At 65.2% G+C, this 17,716-nt stretch carries 16 protein-coding genes and 2 riboswitches; of the genes, 9 read left to right on the forward strand and 7 right to left on the reverse strand.

Translation table 11 applies throughout. The features are described 5' to 3' along the window. Nucleotides 1–4: 4 nt before the first annotated feature. The gene (locus tag GLW01_RS09935) at nt 5–991 is read right to left on the reverse strand and encodes a helix-turn-helix transcriptional regulator (RefSeq protein ID WP_237416561.1); all 987 of its coding nucleotides are present in this window, start codon (nt 989–991) and stop codon (nt 5–7) included. 122 nt (nt 992–1,113) lie between these two features. Between GLW01_RS09935 and GLW01_RS09940 the strand changes: the two genes are divergently transcribed. The 3 genes from GLW01_RS09940 to GLW01_RS09950 all read left to right on the forward strand — a co-directional run bounded on the left by GLW01_RS09940 (nt 1,114) and on the right by GLW01_RS09950 (nt 4,642). Further along, nucleotides 1,114–2,037, forward strand: a complete 924-nt coding sequence (locus tag GLW01_RS09940; protein WP_160898951.1) for a sterol desaturase family protein — start codon at nt 1,114–1,116, stop codon at nt 2,035–2,037. A 123-nt stretch (nt 2,038–2,160) separates the two neighbouring features. Continuing rightward, on the forward strand, nt 2,161–3,450 hold the full coding sequence (locus GLW01_RS09945; RefSeq protein WP_160899087.1) for a D-arabinono-1,4-lactone oxidase: 1,290 nt from the start codon (nt 2,161–2,163) through the stop codon (nt 3,448–3,450). Next, nucleotides 3,443–4,642 carry an alanine racemase gene (locus GLW01_RS09950; protein ID WP_160898952.1) on the forward strand — a complete coding sequence of 400 codons (1,200 nt, stop codon included), beginning with the start codon at nt 3,443–3,445 and terminating at the stop codon, nt 4,640–4,642. Before GLW01_RS09945 ends, GLW01_RS09950 begins: the two co-directional genes overlap by 8 nt. Before the next feature lie 7 nt (nt 4,643–4,649). On the opposite strand, the gene GLW01_RS09955 is transcribed toward GLW01_RS09950, so the two are convergent. The 5 genes from GLW01_RS09955 to GLW01_RS09975 all read right to left on the reverse strand — a co-directional run bounded on the left by GLW01_RS09955 (nt 4,650) and on the right by GLW01_RS09975 (nt 11,138). Then, nucleotides 4,650–5,570 carry a metal-dependent hydrolase gene (locus GLW01_RS09955; protein WP_160898953.1) on the reverse strand — a complete coding sequence of 307 codons (921 nt, stop codon included), beginning with the start codon at nt 5,568–5,570 and terminating at the stop codon, nt 4,650–4,652. A gap of 161 nt (nt 5,571–5,731) precedes the next feature. Next, complete coding sequence (locus GLW01_RS09960; RefSeq protein ID WP_202405665.1) at nt 5,732–6,676, reverse strand: metal-dependent hydrolase; 945 nt, start codon at nt 6,674–6,676, stop codon at nt 5,732–5,734. Between the two features lie 151 nt (nt 6,677–6,827). Further along, entirely contained in the window at nt 6,828–7,613 is a 786-nt protein-coding gene (locus tag GLW01_RS09965) for a MerR family transcriptional regulator (protein ID WP_151439795.1), read from the reverse strand. Between the two features lie 103 nt (nt 7,614–7,716). After that, nucleotides 7,717–9,204: a PepSY domain-containing protein gene (locus tag GLW01_RS09970; RefSeq protein WP_160898954.1), complete on the reverse strand. Its 1,488-nt coding sequence runs from the start codon at nt 9,202–9,204 to the stop codon at nt 7,717–7,719. Further along, nucleotides 9,204–11,138 (reverse strand): TonB-dependent receptor plug domain-containing protein, encoded by a 1,935-nt coding sequence (locus GLW01_RS09975; RefSeq protein ID WP_160898955.1) that lies wholly within the window; start codon nt 11,136–11,138, stop codon nt 9,204–9,206. Before GLW01_RS09975 ends, GLW01_RS09970 begins: the two co-directional genes overlap by 1 nt. 138 nt (nt 11,139–11,276) lie before the next feature. After that, nucleotides 11,277–11,489, reverse strand: a riboswitch (cobalamin riboswitch). Nucleotides 11,490–11,560: 71 nt separating this feature from the next. Further along, nucleotides 11,561–11,771: riboswitch (cobalamin riboswitch) on the forward strand. A gap of 48 nt (nt 11,772–11,819) precedes the next feature. On the opposite strand from GLW01_RS09975, the gene GLW01_RS09980 reads away from it, so the two are divergent. The 6 genes from GLW01_RS09980 to cobJ all read left to right on the forward strand — a co-directional run bounded on the left by GLW01_RS09980 (nt 11,820) and on the right by cobJ (nt 16,816). Next, nucleotides 11,820–12,917 (forward strand): cobalt-precorrin-5B (C(1))-methyltransferase, encoded by a 1,098-nt coding sequence (locus GLW01_RS09980; protein WP_160898956.1) that lies wholly within the window; start codon nt 11,820–11,822, stop codon nt 12,915–12,917. Continuing rightward, on the forward strand, nt 12,914–13,687 hold the full coding sequence (locus GLW01_RS09985) for an ABC transporter ATP-binding protein (protein ID WP_160898957.1): 774 nt from the start codon (nt 12,914–12,916) through the stop codon (nt 13,685–13,687). The genes GLW01_RS09980 and GLW01_RS09985 overlap by 4 nt, the downstream gene beginning before the upstream one ends. Next, nucleotides 13,684–14,457 (forward strand): ABC transporter permease, encoded by a 774-nt coding sequence (locus GLW01_RS09990; RefSeq protein WP_160898958.1) that lies wholly within the window; start codon nt 13,684–13,686, stop codon nt 14,455–14,457. Before GLW01_RS09985 ends, GLW01_RS09990 begins: the two co-directional genes overlap by 4 nt. Before the next feature lie 216 nt (nt 14,458–14,673). Continuing rightward, the gene (locus tag GLW01_RS09995; RefSeq protein WP_202405666.1) at nt 14,674–15,306 is read left to right on the forward strand and encodes a precorrin-8X methylmutase; all 633 of its coding nucleotides are present in this window, start codon (nt 14,674–14,676) and stop codon (nt 15,304–15,306) included. 5 nt (nt 15,307–15,311) lie between these two features. Next, nucleotides 15,312–16,073, forward strand: a complete 762-nt coding sequence (locus GLW01_RS10000; protein ID WP_151439801.1) for a precorrin-2 C(20)-methyltransferase — start codon at nt 15,312–15,314, stop codon at nt 16,071–16,073. Further along, entirely contained in the window at nt 16,070–16,816 is a 747-nt protein-coding gene (gene cobJ, locus GLW01_RS10005; protein WP_160898959.1) for a precorrin-3B C(17)-methyltransferase, read from the forward strand. The genes GLW01_RS10000 and cobJ overlap by 4 nt, the downstream gene beginning before the upstream one ends. Nucleotides 16,817–16,916: 100 nt before the next feature. On the opposite strand, the gene GLW01_RS10010 is transcribed toward cobJ, so the two are convergent. Then, a complete protein-coding gene (locus tag GLW01_RS10010) occupies nt 16,917–17,711 on the reverse strand; it encodes a cobalt-precorrin-6A reductase (protein ID WP_151439803.1) in 795 nt (264 codons plus the stop codon). Between the last annotated feature and the right edge of the window lie 5 nt (nt 17,712–17,716).

Genomic DNA, 17,716 nt, shown 5'->3' on the forward strand with positions numbered 1-17,716 from the left:
GGGCTCAGTGGCAGGGCGTATTCCGCCAGCTGCCCGGCGGCTGGCGGTGCCAGCGCTGGAAGGCACGGGTAAAGGCGCTCTGCTCGGAATACCCCAGCAGCAGGGCGATGTCATTGAGGCTCAATGCCGGGTCGGCGAGGTACTGGTGGGCGAGCCGATTACGGGCGTGGTCCAGCCACTGCTGCCAGCTCAGGTCATGACGGCCCAGGCGGCGTTGGAGCGTGCGTGGTGCCATGTGAAGGGCCCGGGCCATGCGTTCAAGGCTGGGGTTACCCTCGGCGAGAAGACGCAGCAGATGGTGGTTCAGGCGTTCTTCCAGGCGCTGGTCGTCCGGCAGCAGCCCCAGCTGGGCACTGGCCTGGCGGTCGAGCAGGGCCCGCAGGGTTGGGTCCCGCCGGGGCATGGGCAGCTGCAGGTGCTGCACCGGAAAGCGCATGCGCACGTGGGTATCACCGAAGGTAACGGGGCATCCGAAGAAGGCCTCATAGGCACGGGCACGCTCGCTGTCCGCCCGTTCGTGGAAGCTCACGGATAAAGGTGGAGGCGGGTCTTCCAGCTGTCGGCGCAGGAAAGTGACCAGGGCCGCAATAGCGGCGCCGTCGGCCTGCAGTCCCAGCGGTTCCGGCCCCTGGGGCCACCGGATCTCGGCATCGGAACCGGTTACGTCTATTTCGGCCAGTTGTTCGCCGTAGAACAGGCGCTCGTAGCGCTGGTAGGCGAGCATGGCATCACCCAGGGTGTCGCAGGCCAGTACCAGGTAACCCAGGACCCCCACGTGGTGGGGCTGGACGCAGGCCCCCACCGCCAGTTCCGGGGCCGGCTCGCTTTCGGCAAGTGTCAGCCCTGAGGCCAGCAGGTCCCGCCATACCGGTACGGGCACCGTGTCGTCCGGGGCATAACGGGCGAGGCGGTCCCGGGTGTCAGGGGCGTCCAGCCGCTGCTCGTCGAGCCAGTCCGTCAGCAGGCCGGTCCAGGCACCGTTGATCCGCATGGCCATCTCCCGTCAGGCGTTATGGCGTCAATCATCAAAATGGTGGCGTGAAAAGTCAATATGGGCGCTGGGCGTTGATCAATACTGGTGTCGTACGAACGAACCCGGGAGGGGCAACAGGCATGACACTATTTGAGATGATGCACGCCGTTCTGGCGGACAGCGGCCTGCTGGCGCTGTGGGTGATCGCCAGTGAGTGGCTGGCCCTGGATGCCCGGCAGCTGGTGTTCGTGGTGGCGACGCCCGTCTTCCTGCTGGTGGCGCTTTGGGAATACCAGAAACTCAAGCATGATCCGGACCGGATGGACGGTCGCGAGGGTGTGAAGAACTTCATGCTTGGGGCCGGCTATCAGACCACCGAACTGCTGTTTGCCGGGGTCATCGCGTTTCCCGTCTATTCACTGCTCTATCACTACCGACTGTTCGACATTGAGCTGAACCTGCTCACCGGACTGCTGACCTTCATCGGCGTGGATTTCTGCTTTTACTGGCAGCACCGGGCCGGGCACCGCATCCGTTGGTTCTGGGCGGCGCACGTGGTGCACCATTCCTCGCCACGGCTGAACTTCACCACCGCCATGCGCCAGAACGCCACCAACATTTTCAACGGCACCTGGCTGTTCTACCTGCCGCTGGCGTTTGTCGGCTTCAATCCGGTCTGGATCGGCATCGCCTATGCCCTGTCGCTGGTGTACCAGTTCTTCATCCACACTGAGCTGGTGGGCAAACTCCACCATTGGGCCGAGTTTGTGTTCAACACGCCCAGTCACCACCGGGTTCACCACGGCTGCAACCCCGGCTACATTGACCGCAACTACGGGGGCGTGCTGATCATCTGGGACCGCCTTTTCGGCACCTTCGTGGATGAGAAGGAAAAGGACCCGCCCGTCTATGGCATCACCACCCCGGTACCGGGCGATGACCTGATCACGCTCTGGACCCATGAATACGTGGACATGTTCCGTGACATGAGGATCCGGGGGCCGGTGGCGCAGAAACTCAAGCACCTGTGGAAGCCGCCCGAATGGCAGCGGGAAAGCGACTGAGCGGGCCGGGGGTCTGTGCCGTGACACAGTCCCCGGATCGAGGGCGTTTGTCCCGTGGCACAATGCGGCCTGGATGCAGGCCGGGATGAGGGACCTATGGACAGAGAATCAGGAGCGGATGCCATGCCCCTCCTATCGGAGTGGCGCAACTGGTCCGGCCACCAGAGCGCATTACCGTGCAGGTTGGAACAGCCGGGGGATCCGGAGAGTCTGCACGAGGCGGTGGCGGAAGCGCGTCGGCTGCGTGTGGTTGGCGCAGGCCACTCCTTTACGCCACTGGTGCCGACCGATGGGACCCTGATCAATCTGGATTGCATGGCCGGGGTTCACGAGGTGGATGTGCGGGCTCGAACGGCCTGGGTCGGTGGCGGCAGCCGTCTGCGGGATCTGTCTCCGGCCTTCCATGAGCAGGGCTTGGCCTTCAACAACCTGGGTGACATCGATGCCCAGTCCCTGGCCGGTGCCGTTGCTACCGCCACTCATGGTACGGGGCGCAACCTGCCGTGCCTTGCCGCCGACATCACCGGGGTGCGACTGCTGACCGCTGCGGGTGAGGATCTGACGATCACACAGGAGGAGGATTCCGACCGGTTGCGGGCGGCCCAGGTGTCATTGGGAGCGCTGGGCGTTATCCACGGGCTGCGCGTGGCGTTGCGACCGTCCTTCCGGTTGCATCGCCGGACCTGGGCGGAACCACTGGGGTCGATTATTGCGGATGCCGCCGCCCGCTGGGAACGTCACCGCAATTTCGAGTTCTTCTATATTCCCTTCTCCGGCTGGGGCATGTGCATTGCTCATGATGAGACCGCCGCGGCCCCCACGGAACGCGCGCCCAGCACGGATGACGAGGACCTTATGAAGGCGAAGCGCCTGCGGGATCTGACCCGCTGGTGCACGCCCCTGCGCCGGGCCATTCTCAGCCGGGTTGTGCGCGGCGTGACTCCCGAGGACGTGGTGGGCGACAGCTGGCGGCTTCTGGCCAGCGAGCGTAATGTGCGCTTCAACGAGATGGAGTACCACCTGCCGCCGGAGAATGCCCTGGATGCGCTGCGCGAGGTGATCGAGGTGGTGGAGCGTGAGCGCCGGGACGTGTTCTTTCCCATCGAGGTGCGCCAGACGGCGGGCGATGATGCCTGGCTGAGCCCGTTCAATGGCGGCCGGCGCATCTCCATTGCCATGCATACCCACGCCCCGGATGAAGACGAATGGCTGTTCCGCCGGGTCGAGCCGATCTTCCGCCGCGCCGGTGGCCGTCCGCACTGGGGCAAGCTGCACTCGCTGGGAGCCCCGGAACTGGCGGAGCTTTATCCGAACTTCGAACGCTTCCTGACACTGCGCCGGGAGCTGGACCCGAACAACAAGCTCGTGAACGCGCACACTGCCAGGCTCTGGGGGGAGCCGCACCATGACTGATCCAGGGCGCGATGCCTATTTCCAGGCCCTGCAGTCTGCGCTGATCGACGCGGGGGTAGCCGGCCCGACCCTGGTGGTGGACCGCGCTCGCCTGGACGCCAACATCGACACCCTCATGGGGGACCTGCCGGAGGGCATGGGCTACCGCATCGTGACCAAGTCACTGCCGTCGCCGAAGCTGCTGGCGCATGTGCGCGAACGCACTGGCAGCGATAAGCTGATGACCTTCAACCAGCCCATGCTCAAGGCCCTGGGTGAGCTGATGCCGGACACGGATCAGCTACTCGGGAAGCCGTTGCCGGAGGCGGCGGTGTGGGCTCACCTCTCGCAGCTTCCGGAGCCCCGCCAGCAGGCACTGGATCGGATCCAGTGGCTGGTGGATACGCCCCAGCGCCTGGCCCAGTACGAGCGGCTGGCGGAGGCGTTCGGGGTGAGGCTTCGAATCAGCCTGGAGCTGGACGTGGGGCTCCATCGCGGTGGCTTTGTGACGGGGCGGCGGTTGGGGGAGGCCCTGGAACGGTTGGGCAACAGTGACCGGCTGATGCTGTCCGGCTTTATGGGGTATGAGCCGCATCTGGCCTCCATACCGGAGCTCCTGGGGTGGCGCCGCCATCTGCTGAGGCGTGCTAAGACCGCTTACCGGGCGGTCATCGAACAGACGGAATCCGTCCTCGGTGCCGGTGTGGTGGAATTGCTGACCCGCAACGCGGGCGGCAGCCCGACCTACCGCATGCACCCGGAAACAGACGTTGCCAATGAGGTTTCGGTGGGGTCGGCGCTGGTCAAACCAACCCATTTCGATATCCCGGAACTGGCACCGCACAAGCCGGCCTGCTTCATTGCCACGCCCGTGCTCAAGGGACCGGCGCCCACCCGCATACCGGGCCTGGAGTGGGCGAGCGCCCTGGGGCGGCGGCTGCGGCCGAAGACGGCCAGTGCACTCTTCATCCACGGGGGCAACTGGCAGGCGGATCCGGTGGATCCGCCCGGCCTTCATTACAACCGGATTCTGGGTCGCTCCTCCAACCAGGAGATGCTCAACGGGGACCGCCGGCTGGCCATTCAGCCGGACGAGTTCGTGTTCTTCCGGCCCCACCAGAGTGAGGCCGTCTTCCTGCAGTTCGGCGACATCGCCGTCTACGAGGACGGCGCCATCGTGGACTGGTGGCCGGTGCTGCCGCCCTCCGCCTGAGAATGGCTCAGTGCCGGGTGGCGTGGGCCGCGATGGCCTGCTGGTAGGCCTTTTCCGCTTCCTCGGCCAGCTCATCCAGCCCCTGCAGGTGGTGGCTGTTGTTCTGGTGCCAGGGGTGGAAGCTGTACTTGAAGTACTCCAGCCATGACGGGATCTGGCGGCGCAGCAGGCCGGGGCGGCCGAGCAGGGTGTTGAGCACCGTCAGGTGACCACGCCAGCCTTCCCGTTGGCAGGCCTCGCTGGCGGCCGTCATCTGCAGGTAGAAGCGGGTGACGTTACTCCAGAAAAGCGTGGTGGCCCGCATCATCCCCACGACCCGGTGTACATAGGCGCGCGGGCCACGGCCCACGCACTTCTCCCAGACGTCGTAGCACACCGACTTGTGCTCGACTTCCTCCATGGCGTGCCACTCCCACATGCGCCGGTAGTCTTCCTGGGAGCCCTCGAAGATCTCGGGGTGGTCCAGCATGAAGCCGCCCATGAGCGCGGTGAAGTGTTCCAGTGCGATAGTCTCGCACAGCAGATCCTGGCGGCTGCCATGTTTCTTGAACCAGTCCAGCATCTGGCGTACCTGCTGGTCGAGACGCCCGGCGGGCAACCCGGCCTCTTCCATGAGCTGGTTGTATTCCGCGTGCTCGCGGCTGTGGTAGGCCTCCTGGGCGATGAAGGCGGACGCCGCCCGGCGCAGGTCCGGATCCGGGATTTCATCGCGGTAGGCGCGCACGGCATGGATGAACAGGTGCTCGCCCGCCGGAAAGAACAGCGACAGGGTGTTCATGAACAGGCTCAGGTGCGGCCCCATGGCGTGCCAGTCGTGGATGCGTTCCTTCGGCGGCAGGAAATGCAGGTCCCGGCGTTCCGGAATGACCATGTCGTCCTGGGTGGCCTCCGTTGTGTGCTGGTCGTTGGCGGCGGTGGATGTGGCCATGACGCGTCCTCCCTGTTCAATGGGTGTCTACCCAATGTAACGCCGGTCTGGATTGGGACAAGGCCGAAGCGACGCAGGTACGCGTCAGGTTGGCGAGCGTGCATAAAAAGGGCCCGGACGAACCGGGCCAAGGGGTTGGGGAGCTCTTGCAGTCCCGAAGATCAGTGATGGGTGTGGTGATGGTGGCCTTCCCCGGCCATCGCCTTCTGATAGGCTTCCTCGGCTTCTTCCGCCAGTTCGTTCAGGTGCGCAATGTGGTGGCTGTTGTTCTGCTGCCAGGGATGGAAGCTGTACTTGAAGTATTCCAGCCACTCCGGGACCTGGCGGCGCAGTACACCCGGCTTGCCGAGCAGGGTGTTGAGCACCGTGAGATGGCCGCGCCAGCCTTCCTTGCGGCAGGCCTCGCTGTTGCTCACCATCTGGAAGTAGAAGCCCACGACCAGCGGCCAGAAGATTACCGTTGCGGTCGTCATACCGAAAGCGCGCTTGAGATAGGCGGTTGGGCCGCGGCCGATGCACTTCTCCCAGACGTCGTAGCAGACGGCCTTGTGCTCAACTTCCTCCATGGCGTGCCATTGCCACATCCGCAGGTAATCATCCTGGGAGCCTTCCATCACCTCCGGATGGTCCAGCAGGAATCCGCCCATGAGCGCAGTGAAGTGCTCCAGAGCGATGGTGGCATTGAGCGGCATGCTCTTGGGGGTGCGTTCCTTGAGGAAATCCAGCAGTGACCAGACGAAGGCGTCCAGCTTATCGGCCGGAAGCCCTTCTTCCTGCATCAGCTTGTTGTATTCGATGTGTTCGCGGCTGTGCATCGCCTCCTGGCCGATGAAGGCGGTGGCTGCTTTCTTCAGGTCCGGGTCCGGAATCTGATCGCGGTAGGCGCGCAGGGCGTCGATGAACAGCCGCTCGCCGGCCGGGAAGAACAGGGAAAGGGCGTTCATGAACTGCGTCATGTGCGGCCCCTGGGCATGCCAGTCGTGGATACGCTCCTTCGGCGGCAGGAAGTGCAGATCCCGGCGCTCGGGCATCACCATGCCCTCGTCGCCCGGGCCCTGGATGCTCTCGTCGGATTCGTGTTCTTTGGCTGCGGTTGCGGCTGTCATGGCGGCCCTCCCCTTGATGATTGTCAGCCCTCATCAATCTGACATTGATGAAAGTCACAATGCTCAATGTAACAGTATTCGGGGGAGCGACAAGGCCCGCGTGACGGAGGGTGACGTCATGAGGGCCAATCGTGGCGTCACAGCGGGTGGGTCAGCCGGAGTTGTCCTGGGATTCCGGCAGGTTCAGGTGGTCCAGGATGTAGGCCAGCCGGTCGCCCAGGTGGCGATCCGCGGCCTTCTGCATGGCCCGGGCGACCTCCGGTAGCACGGCCATTTCCACCAGTGGCCGAAGGCGCCATATGAGCTGTGCGAGTTCCTCGGATTCACCGGGCGGCGGCATATGCTGGCCGTAACGGCTGAAGATGTGGCGCTCCACCAGCTTGACCATCTCTTCCGCCGCCTGCTCGACGTTGTGGCGCAGGTAGGCCACGACATCCAGCATGTCCTCCAGCGGGATACCGCTTTTTGCCAGTTCCGAGCCGGCGTGCAGGATGCGCGGGCTGGGAATACGGTAGCGCCGCCCCTCGGGGATGATCAGCTCCAGTTCCTCCGCGCGCTTGAGCGCACTCCCCATGAAGATGCTGCCGAAGCGCTGGACCAGTTCACGCTTGGTCACGAACTCGGGCAGTTCATCCGACCAGGGGCTGACCACTGCCTTCTCGAGCCCCAGGATGTGCTCGATACCGTTGCCGCTTTCCCAGCTCTCCACCAGCTCGGCAATGTTGTTGAGCGTGTAGCCGCGCTCCAGCAGCCGACCGATGATGCGCAGCCGCGACAGGTGGGTCTCGCTGTAGATGCCCTTGCGGCCGCGACGTTCGGGCGGCGGGATGAGACCGCGCTCCTGGTATACCCGGATATTGCGCACCGTCATCCCGCTGGCACGCGCCAGCTGGTCGATGGAGAACTCGCCGGATTCCTGGTTGCCGCTCTGCGCCATGGGCGGTCTCTGGCCGTTTCATGAGTGAAAACGGCATTTTAGCGTGGAACTGCGGGGATGAATAGCGCCATCTGACCATTGGGTGATGGCGCTGTGGCCAGCCTCACGCTTTTCGCCGCCGGCGCAGGTGCCGGATCGACAGCCAGGTGCCGGTGAGGCACAGGACGGTGCCGCCGCTCATCAGCGCGAGCACGAGCCCGTACCAGAACAGACTGCCCGGATTGAGGATCGGGAAGTCGAGGCTGTGCAGGCCGTTGTACAGCCAGCGATTGAGTCGGCTCAGCGGCGTTGAGTGCTGGAGCGGGCGGCCTGTGGCCGGGTCGATGTAGAGTCTGGCTCCGCCGTCGTAGTCGGCCCGATAAACCGGCAGGGGCGGGCCGTCGTCGCCGATGCGCTCGGAGCGGCCTGCGTAGTAGTGCGCGTCGTAACGCGACTGGCGGGTGATCCCCGTCAGACTGGCGTCCTCCACTGGCGCTAGGGCGGATCGGATCACGTCCGGTGGCAGCTGCCCCGCCGCAACCGGAACATCGATCCCGGGACGACTGGTATGGAGCTCTTCGTTGCCGTCTTCGTCCATCGCTTTGTAATAGACCCGGCCGTGGAAACGGTGCAGCTGCAACTCATGCGGGCGCCGGTCCGAGAGCGTGGCGATGGCCGACGGCGCGGCAACGTCATCGTGGGCGCCGGGGCTGCTGCGGCCCAGGTGCTGCGTGAGGGTGGGGTCGCGGTCGACCGACGTCCAGTGGAAGGGCGCCATCGACAGCAGTCCGCTGAACACCCAGGTGGTGGCCAGCGCGCCGAAGGTCAGCCCCAGGTAATGATGCCACCGGAGCCAGCCACGGAACGGGCTTATCCCGCCCCGACGTTTGTTGCGGCGCATCAGCATGAGCCCCAGAACCACGCCGCTGAGGCAGGCCAGAGTACCGATGCCGGAGAGCCAGAGGACCACCTGGCGCCAGAGCCCGGACAGATCCCGCAGCTGGGTGGGATAGATCCAGTGGATGACCGGCCCGGCATAGCCCCAGACCCGTTCGTGGAAGGTGGTGCTGTGGATCACCTCGCCGGTGGGCCGGGACAGATACAGGTGCGTGCCGGCTTCATCCGACAGGGCCACTCGCCACAACGGCGCCGGTGCCCGGACGTGGCTGTTGACGGTCCACTGGTCCGGGCCGTCCAGTTGCGTGATCGAGGCCACCCCGCTGCCGGAAAGGGACTCGGCCCGTTCCACCGCCTGCTCCCGGTCCAGCGGGGGCGCGGGATCACCCGTGTCGGCGAAGGCACTGTGCCACTGGCCGTCGTCGTCCATCGCGTGCAGGCGCGGGCGTTCACCCGGCCGGTTGATGCGAAGCCCTTCGGGATCGTCCAGACCCAGCCGGGCAAGCGCCTGTGATGGCGCCACAGTCAGCTCACTCATCGCCAGCGGCTGCAGCCAGGCCATGCGTTCATGGTCCGGGGTCCTCGGGTAACCTTCGAACATCATGACGATCCCCGAGGCGAACCACAGCAGCAGGATCAGGCTCATCCCGAGCCCGAGATAGCGGTGGAGCGGGATGAGCCAGCGCAGGGTGCGTTTCTTCAGCGGCCCTGTCATCAGAAGCTCCGGCTGTATTCAAGCTGGACGTTGCGGGGCGGGCCCAGGGTCTCCAGCCGGTAGGGATCGCCCTTGGAGGGCGTGGCCTGAGCGACGCCGTTGGCATATTGCCTGTCCCTCAGGTTCTCCAGACGCAGGGTGATCCGGTGGGCGCCATCGGCTCCGAATTGACGCCAGGCGCTGGCGCTCAACAGGGTGTGATCGCCGTAGGATTGCCTGCCGATGTCCGCCGTTGTGGTGGCGACTTCGCCGGTGTGGCGGGCGTTGAGCTGCCAGCCCTGGTCATTGCCCTGCCAGCTGAGTGTGGCGTTGGCATGCCATTCGGGGATGTCGGCGATCTGTTCATCGCTGCCCCCTTCGCGGGCATCAGCCCAGGTGGCGTTTAAGTCCAGCTGCCAGCCGCGGTCGCCGCCCAGATTGAGCATCGCCTCAGCGCCGTGCACCCGGACCGTCCGATTACTGTTGGCGTACTGGCCATCCTGAACCGTGATGAGGTTGTCGATTTCGCGGTAAAAGCCCCCCAGGTGCCATTCGACGGGCCTGCCGATGTGTCCGGTCAGTGACACATTGCTGTTGATGCTTTCCTCCGGCTCCAGGTTTTCATTCCCGGCCGGGAAGTCCTCGTCAATCACGAACATCTCAAAAGCCGAAGGCAACCGGAAGTTGGTGCCGACACTGGCTTTCAGGTTGAGGTCCCGGGACAGCGGTTGCTTCAGGCTGATGTTCCAGATGCTGTGATCATCGGCGAAGTTGGAGTGGTTGTAGCGGGCGCCCAGGGCCAGGTGGGTATCGGGTGAAAAACTCAGGTGTGGCCGGTACTGGACGAAGCCTGCGGTGACAGCCTCGGTCTTGCCATCAATGCGCAGCGAGTAATCCTCGCCCTGGTAGCGCTGGTAATCCACGCCGCCCAGAAGCTGCGAGCCGTCGTCCGTCGTGTGGCGGCCGGTCAGGTTGATGCCGTAGTCATCAAATCCCCACTCCGCGCGGTCACTGATGAGTGTGATGTTGCGATCCGCGTCCATGTTCAGGCGGGTGTAGTCGGTCCACCAGTCGTGCCAGTAGGCTTTGATGAAATAGCCGTTCTGTTCATTCACCTGGTGGTCCCACTTCAGGGAGACAATGTGCTCGTCGCGGTCGTTGACCGCCTTGAAGTTGTTGGAGGCCCGGGAGAAGTCAGCTTCAACATCGTTGCGAAGCACAAGCACATTCAGCGATTGGCCTGTGCCCGCATCCAGCTGGTAGCGACCACCGTAGGAGCTGCGGGTAAAGCCGCGTTTCTGGCGTCGGGCGCTGTCCTGAAGCGCGGTATCGCGGTAGGGCTGATAGCCGTCTGAATGGTCGTGCTCACCGAACACCAGCCAGCGCCCATAGTCATTGTGGTTGCTTACATGGCCGGCGAGGCGGCGGTCACCCAGTGACCCGATGGCACCGGTGAGGGTGCCCCCTGAATCCTTTTCAGGTTTACGCAGCACAATGTTCACAACACCGGCCACCGCCTGGGTGCCGTAGAACAGGCCCTGGCCGCCCTTAAGGATCTCAATGCGCTCCACCATATGAGTGCTGATGGAATCCAGCGGCGAGGTGCTGCCGAACAGCCGGTTATTGATGCGGACACCGTCCACCAGCCAAAGCACATCCTGGCTACGTGAGCCCTGGATGGCGATGTCGGCGTAGTCACCGCGGCCGGTCTTGGGGCTGAGGTAGATGCCGGGCACGTTTCCCTGGAGTGCCTGACCGACATCGCTGACGCCGGTCCGTTCGAGCTCCTGACCGTCGATGACTTCCAGTTCCGCGCCGTAATCGGACAGCTCCGAGGGAAGGGTTTCTTCAAGGGCAGAACCCTGGACTACCAGCTCGTCCAGTGCCATATGGTGATCAGCCCCGAGCGCGGACACTGGGGATACAAGGGCGAGTAGTAGACAGAGTCGTTTCATACAAGGTGCTCCAGCACTGAATCCATTAGTGATGGAGCCCTCACGCGGGCAGGCCGACAGGGGGTCAGCGGTTGTAACACCGGTCCGTTGGCGGCCCGAACACCTCAATCGCGAAGGCTCGGCTTCCGGCCCTTCAGTAATGTGGACCGGGCTTCGGCAGGTCTTCGGACTCAGGGGCGGGCGCCATTGCCTGGCGCTGGCCTTGGATCACGGCTTCCCATCCGGTCAGGACAGTGCCCGGGTTACCCCCTGTGATCCTTGTTCCCCAATACCGCTGCGCGTCAGTCCCGGACTCTCACCGGGTTCCCCAGCGCTCCTCGTGGAGCGCTGACCGAAGCGTCGGGGAGCCTAGGGAAGTCGCTGATGAAAGTCAAAGGCGGTTGGTGCCAGTTTGACCAGGCGGTGGCAATCCTCTAGGATTCGATCCTCTTTCGTCCCTGGGTGGTCAGCATTCGTTCGGATGCCTGGCTGAAACGGGAACCCGGTGAGAGTCCGGGACTGCCCCCGCAACGGTGAATGCTGGGCGCGGATCATACCCCGCCACTGTGATGGTGCCATCATGGGAAGGCGATCCGCCCGAACCGATCAGGTTCCAGCATGAGTCCGGAGACCGGCCCAGTGGGAACAGCATCGAGCGCGCGGCGGGCGCGCTGGTGACGCTGGCTGACCCGTAACCGACCCATGCGTCCTGAAACCCCGGAACACAACGGCCCACTTCGACAGGGGCTATCCACCGGTGCCTGTGCCACGGCCGCCTCGGTAGCTGCCGCGCGTGCGTTGCTGGCGGGTGTTGAGGAGCGATGCGTAAGTATCCGGTTGCCCCGAGGCCAGGAGCCGGCCATGACTATCGAGGACCTGGCGGTGACCGGCGTAGCCGCCACCGCCGGCGTCATCAAGGACGCCGGGGATGATCCCGACGCCACCCATGGGGCGCGGCTCTGGGTACGCCTGGAGCTGGGGAGTGAGCCGGGCGTACGCTTCCATGCCGGGGAAGGGGTGGGTACCGTGACCCGTTCCGGTCTGCCGATAGCCGTGGGCGAAGCCGCCATCAATCCGGTGCCCCGGCGCCTGATCGCCGAACACCTTGACTCCATCGCGGCAGATACCGCCTACGAAGGCGGCTTCGATGTCACCGTCGGCATCGACGACGGCGAAGCCATTGCCCAACGCACCATGAACCCCAAGCTGGGCATCCTGGGCGGTCTTTCCGTGCTCGGCACCACCGGCATCGTGCGGCCTTTCTCCTGCTCCGCCTTTATCGCTTCCATCCATCAGTCCGTGGACGTGGCCAATGCCAATGGACTGACCCATATCGCCGGCTGCACGGGCGGTACCAGCGAAACCTTTGCCCGGTCGTATTTCGGGCTGGAAGAGGGCGCAATCGTCGAGATGGGCGACATGTTCGGCGCCCTTCTCAAGTACCTGAAGAAATACCCGTTGCCCCGCGTGACCCTGGCCAGCGGCTTCGGCAAGCTCAGCAAGTTCGCCGCCGGCGAGCCGGACACTCACAGCCAACGCTGTGCCATCGATTTCGACTTCCTGGCCGACCAGGCCCTGGCTGCCGGTGCTGGGGCGGATCTGGCTGAATGGATCCGCAACGCCAACACCAGCATCGAGGCGCTGGAAGCCTGCCAGCAGGCCGGCGTCCCCCTGGGCGACCGCATGGCCGGCCTGGGTCTGGCGCGGATGCGCGACTACCTTCCCGGCGAGCATCACCTGACGGTATGCAGTGTCAGCCGCCAGGGCGAACTCACCGGGTTTGCCGAGGAGGTGGCATGACGGACACCGCCATCGACCTCCAGGGGCTGCACAAGACCTATAAGGGCGGCCAGCCAGCGCTGGCGGGCGTGGACCTTAGTGTGCCACGCGGCGCCTTCCACGGCCTGCTCGGCCCCAACGGCGCCGGCAAGAGCACCCTGATCGGCCTGATGACCGGGCTGGTGCGACTGGAGACCGGCAGCGTGCGCCTGTTCGGCCATGATCCGGAACGCGATCCCGTCGCCGCCCGGCGCCGCGTCGGCCTCGTCCCCCAGGAAGTGAACTTCAACAGCTTCGAGCCCATCAACGAGATCATTGAGACCCAGGCCATGTACTACGGCCTGCCGCGCCACCGTGCCCGGGAGCGGGCCCGTGTGGTGCTGGAGCGGGTAGGCCTGCAGGAACGCGCCGAACGCAAGCCCTGGGGGCTGTCGGGCGGCATGAAGCGTCGCCTGATGCTCGCCCGTGCCCTGGTCCATGAACCGGAACTGTTGATCCTCGACGAACCCACGGCCGGCCTGGACGTGGAAGCCCGGCGCGACACCTGGGCCCTGTTGCAGGAACTCAACATGGCCGGAACCACCATTCTCATGAGCAGCCACTACCTCGAGGAAATGCGCGACCTCTGCCAGAACGTCGCCGTGCTCAAGGAAGGCCGCCTGATCGCCAACGACATTCCCGAACGCCTCTTCGGCGCCGACGCCGGCAGCGGCACCGGCGACCAGGGCCTCGAAGCCCGCTTCCTGCGTCTTCTCGAAGGCGGCGAGCCCAAAGGGGAGGACCAGCCATGAACGCCACCATCCTCTGGAACGCCTACCAGGGCCTGGTGATCAAACAGGTGCGGCGCTTCCTGCGCTCCTGGATCCAGAACCTGCTGCCCTCCGTGGTCACAGCCACCCTCTTCATGGTCATCTTCGGGCAGTTCGTCGGCCGCGACCTCGGTCAAGTCGGCGGCGCCAGCTACGCCGACTACCTCATGCCCGGCCTGGTGCTCTTCGCCGTGGTCACCAACGCCTACAACAACACCACGCTGGCCTTCTTCGGCGCCCGGCTGCAGCGCCACATCGAGGAAATGCTGGTCGCTCCCATGCCCGCCTGGCTCATCGTCGCCGGCTTCGCCACCGCCGGCGTCCTGCGTGGACTCATGGCCGGGGCACTGGTGATGCTGGTGGCGCTGCCCATGACCCAGCTCGAACTCCAGCACCCGGGCATCGGCCTTCTGGTAGCGGTACTGAGCGCCCTGCTGTTCTCCTTCGCGGGCCTGCTCAACGGCATCTTCGCCCGCAGCTTCGACGACACCTCCGTCATCGCCACCTTCCTGCTGACGCCACTGATCTACCTGGGCGGCGTCTTCTACCCCATCGACCGCCTCCCGGCCCCCTGGGACACCGTCTCCCTGGCCAACCCCATGGTCTACATCGTGGACGGCTTCCGGTACAGCCTGCTTGATGAGGGAACCACCGGCGGTGGATGGACGTTGCTGGTACTGCCGGTGGTGACTGTGTCCACTGGAATACTCGCCTGGTGGCTCGTCGCACGAGGGGTAAGGATAAAGCCGTGAGGTGGGATCAATGGGCGTGGCGATAACTATGCGGTTAAACGGAAGGTATCGGGGAGTGTTCTCCGGGAAGCTCTGGAGCCAGGGATGGCGGAAGAGCAGCGTACAGGGATGTATTTACAGCGATTCCCGGAGAACACTCCCCGATGCCTGACCGGCAAATGAGTTGAAAGCTGGTGACAACGTTTTCTGTACTGAACATTGATGAAGGGAATGACCATGGACGAACTCCATGACTACGAAAAGGACGGCGCCGCCATCTACCGCGCCTCCTTCGCCACCATCCGCAACGAAGCGGACCTCGCTGCCGTGCCCGCGGACCTGGAAAAAACCGCCGTCCGCCTCATCCACGCCTGCGGCATGACCGACCTCGTTGAGGCCATGAGCTGGTCCGCCGACGTTGCCGCTTCCGCGAAAGCCGCTCTGCAGGCCGGCGCCCCCATTCTCTGCGACAGCGAAATGGTCGCCCACGGTGTCACCCGCAAGCGACTGCCCGCGGACAACGCCGTCATCTGCACCCTGCGCGACGAACGCGTGCCCGAGCACGCCGCTGCCATCGGCAACACCCGCAGCGCCGCCGCCGTGGACTTCTGGGATGAGCACCTCGAGGGCAGCGTGGTGGCCATCGGCAACGCCCCGACCGTCCTGTTCCACCTGCTCAACCGGCTGGCCAACGGCGCTCCGCGCCCGGCCGCCATACTCGGCTTTCCCGTGGGGTTCATCGGCGCCGCCGAAAGCAAGGAAGCCCTCGCGGCGACCCCGGATCTCCCCTTTATCACCGTCTACGGACGCCGCGGTGGCAGCGCCATGGCGGCGGCTGCCGTGAACGCCCTGGCCAGCGAAACGGAATGACCATCATGAATGATGCACTCACAATCCCACAGGACGCGGCCGGTTACGGCCATCTCTACGGCATCAGCACGGGCCCCGGCGATCCGGAACTGATCACCCTCAAGGCTGCACGGCTCCTGTCCGAATGCCCGGTGGTGGCCTACTTCTGCAAACGCAGCGGCCCCGGGCGGGCGCGGACCTCCTGCGAGGCCCATATCACCGATGAGCACGAGGAACTGCCCCTGGTCTACCCGGTGACCAACGAGATTCCCCATGGCAGCCCGGAATACCGCCAGCAGATCGAGGATTTCTTCGAGGAATCCGCCGAGGCTGTTGCCCAGCACCTGAAAGCCGGCCGTTCTGTTGCGGTGCTCAACGAAGGGGACGCCTTCTTCTACGGCTCCTTCATGCACATCTACCTGCGCCTCAAGGACCGGTTCGAGAGCACTGTAGTGCCGGGTGTGGGCGCCATGATGGCCGGCGGCGCGCTGCTGCCGCATCCGTTGATGATGCGCGATGACCAGCTGCGGGTGATTCCGGGCACCATGGACGAGAAAGCCCTGCGGGCCAGCATTGATCCGGAGCGGGCCACGGTGATCATGAAGGTGGGCACCAACCTGCCGCTGCTCCGCCGCATCGTGACGGACCTGGGCCTCCAGGAGCGGGCCTGGTACGTGGAGAAGGCGAGCATGCCGGAGGAGCGGGTCATGCCGCTGGTGGAGGCACCGGACGGCAAGGCGCCGTACTTCTCCATGGTGCTGATTCCCGGCCCCGGGGTGCGGGTATGAAACGGCTGGACGTGATCGGCGTGGGCCCGGCCGGCCCTGAGTGGGTGACGCCGGAGACCCGGGAGCTGATCGAGCAGGCGACGGACCTGGTGGGCTACGGGCCCTACCTGGACCGGCTGGCCTCGGAACGCCACCAGTGCCATCCCTCGGACAACCGGGTGGAACTGGAGCGGGCTGCCGGGGCGCTGGACCTGGCTGCGGAAGGGCGCAGTGTGGCGGTGGTGTCCGGGGGCGACCCGGGCATTTTTGCCATGGCGGCGGCTCTTTGCGAGGTGCTGGATCATCAGGCACGACCGGAGTGGGCGGACGTTGAGTTTGAGGTGCATCCGGGAGTGTCGGCGCTGCAGGCGGCGGCTGCCCGGGTGGGAGCGCCTCTGGGGCATGACTTCTGTGCCATCTCGCTTTCGGACAATCTCAAGCCCTGGTCGGTGATCGCGAACCGGCTGCAGCTGGCGGCTCGGGCGGATTTTGCCATGGCGTTCTACAATCCGCGCTCCTCGAGCCGGCCTTGGCAGCTGGGCGAGGCGCTGTCGCTCCTGAGGGCGGAGCAGCCGGGGGAGACGCCGGTGGTGTTCGCGGCGGCGGTCGGGCGGCCGGATGAGTGGGTTCGGATGACGACGCTGGCGGAGGCGGATCCGACCGAGGTGGATATGCGGACGGTGGTTCTGGTTGGGAATTCCCGGGGGCGGTATGTGCGTCATGGGGATCGTTGGTTTGTTTACAGTCCCCGGGATTATTTGTGACGCCTCGAATGACGGGGGTTGGGGACCCCTGAACGGGAATCGCTGTGAATACGTCTGTGTACGCTGCTCTTACGCCATCCCTGGCTCCAGAGCTTCCCGTTCAGAGCTCCCCGGACCCCGTCTGATACGCCTCGATAACCTTTAGCGCCTGTTCCAGCCATTGTGTGACTTCTTCCGGGGACTGGAAGGAGTGGGTGGCCGGAGGCAGGGAGGGGCGGTCGATGATGATGACCGGGATGCCGGCCTCGCGGGCGGCGTCGAGTTTGGGGTGGGCGGCCTGGCCGCCGGAGTTCTTGGTGATGAGGGCGGCGACGTTGTGGTCGCTGATGAGGCGGCGTTCGTCCTCGAGGTGGTAGGGGCCGCGGTCTTCAATCAGGGTCCAGTCCGGAAACGCGGGCTCGGGGTCCGGAGGATCGACGCAGCGCACGAGCAGGTGGCGGTCGGGGATGCCCTCAAAGGCCGGGAGGCTGGTGCGGCCGGTGGTGAGCCAGAGGGTGTCACCCGCCGCGGTCAGTCCGGTGGCTTTGCGGGCCGCTTCGTGGAGGTCGGGTACCGGGTACCAGTCGTCGCCGGACTGGGGCGCCCAGGGTTCGCGTTCGAGCCGGCCCAGAGGCAGGTCGAGCTCCTGGCAGGCAATGGCGGCGTTGTGGGACATCTCGGCGGCGAACGGGTGGGTGGCGTCCACCACGGCGGCAATGTCGTGCTCCATGAGCCACTGCTTCAGGCCTTCAATACCGCCGAAGCCGCCCCGGCGGGTTGGCAGTGCCGGTGGCAGGGGGCGGCGGGTACGGCCCGCGAGTGAGTAGGTGGGTTCCAGCTCGGGTTTTTCCAGGAGCTGTTCCGCCAGTGTCATGGCGTCGCGGGTGCCGCCGAGGATCAGGATGCGAAAGGCCATGGTTG

The sequence above is a fragment of the Vreelandella halophila genome, assembly GCF_009856365.1.
Taxonomy (GTDB): domain Bacteria; phylum Pseudomonadota; class Gammaproteobacteria; order Pseudomonadales; family Oleiphilaceae; genus Halospina; species Halospina utahensis_B.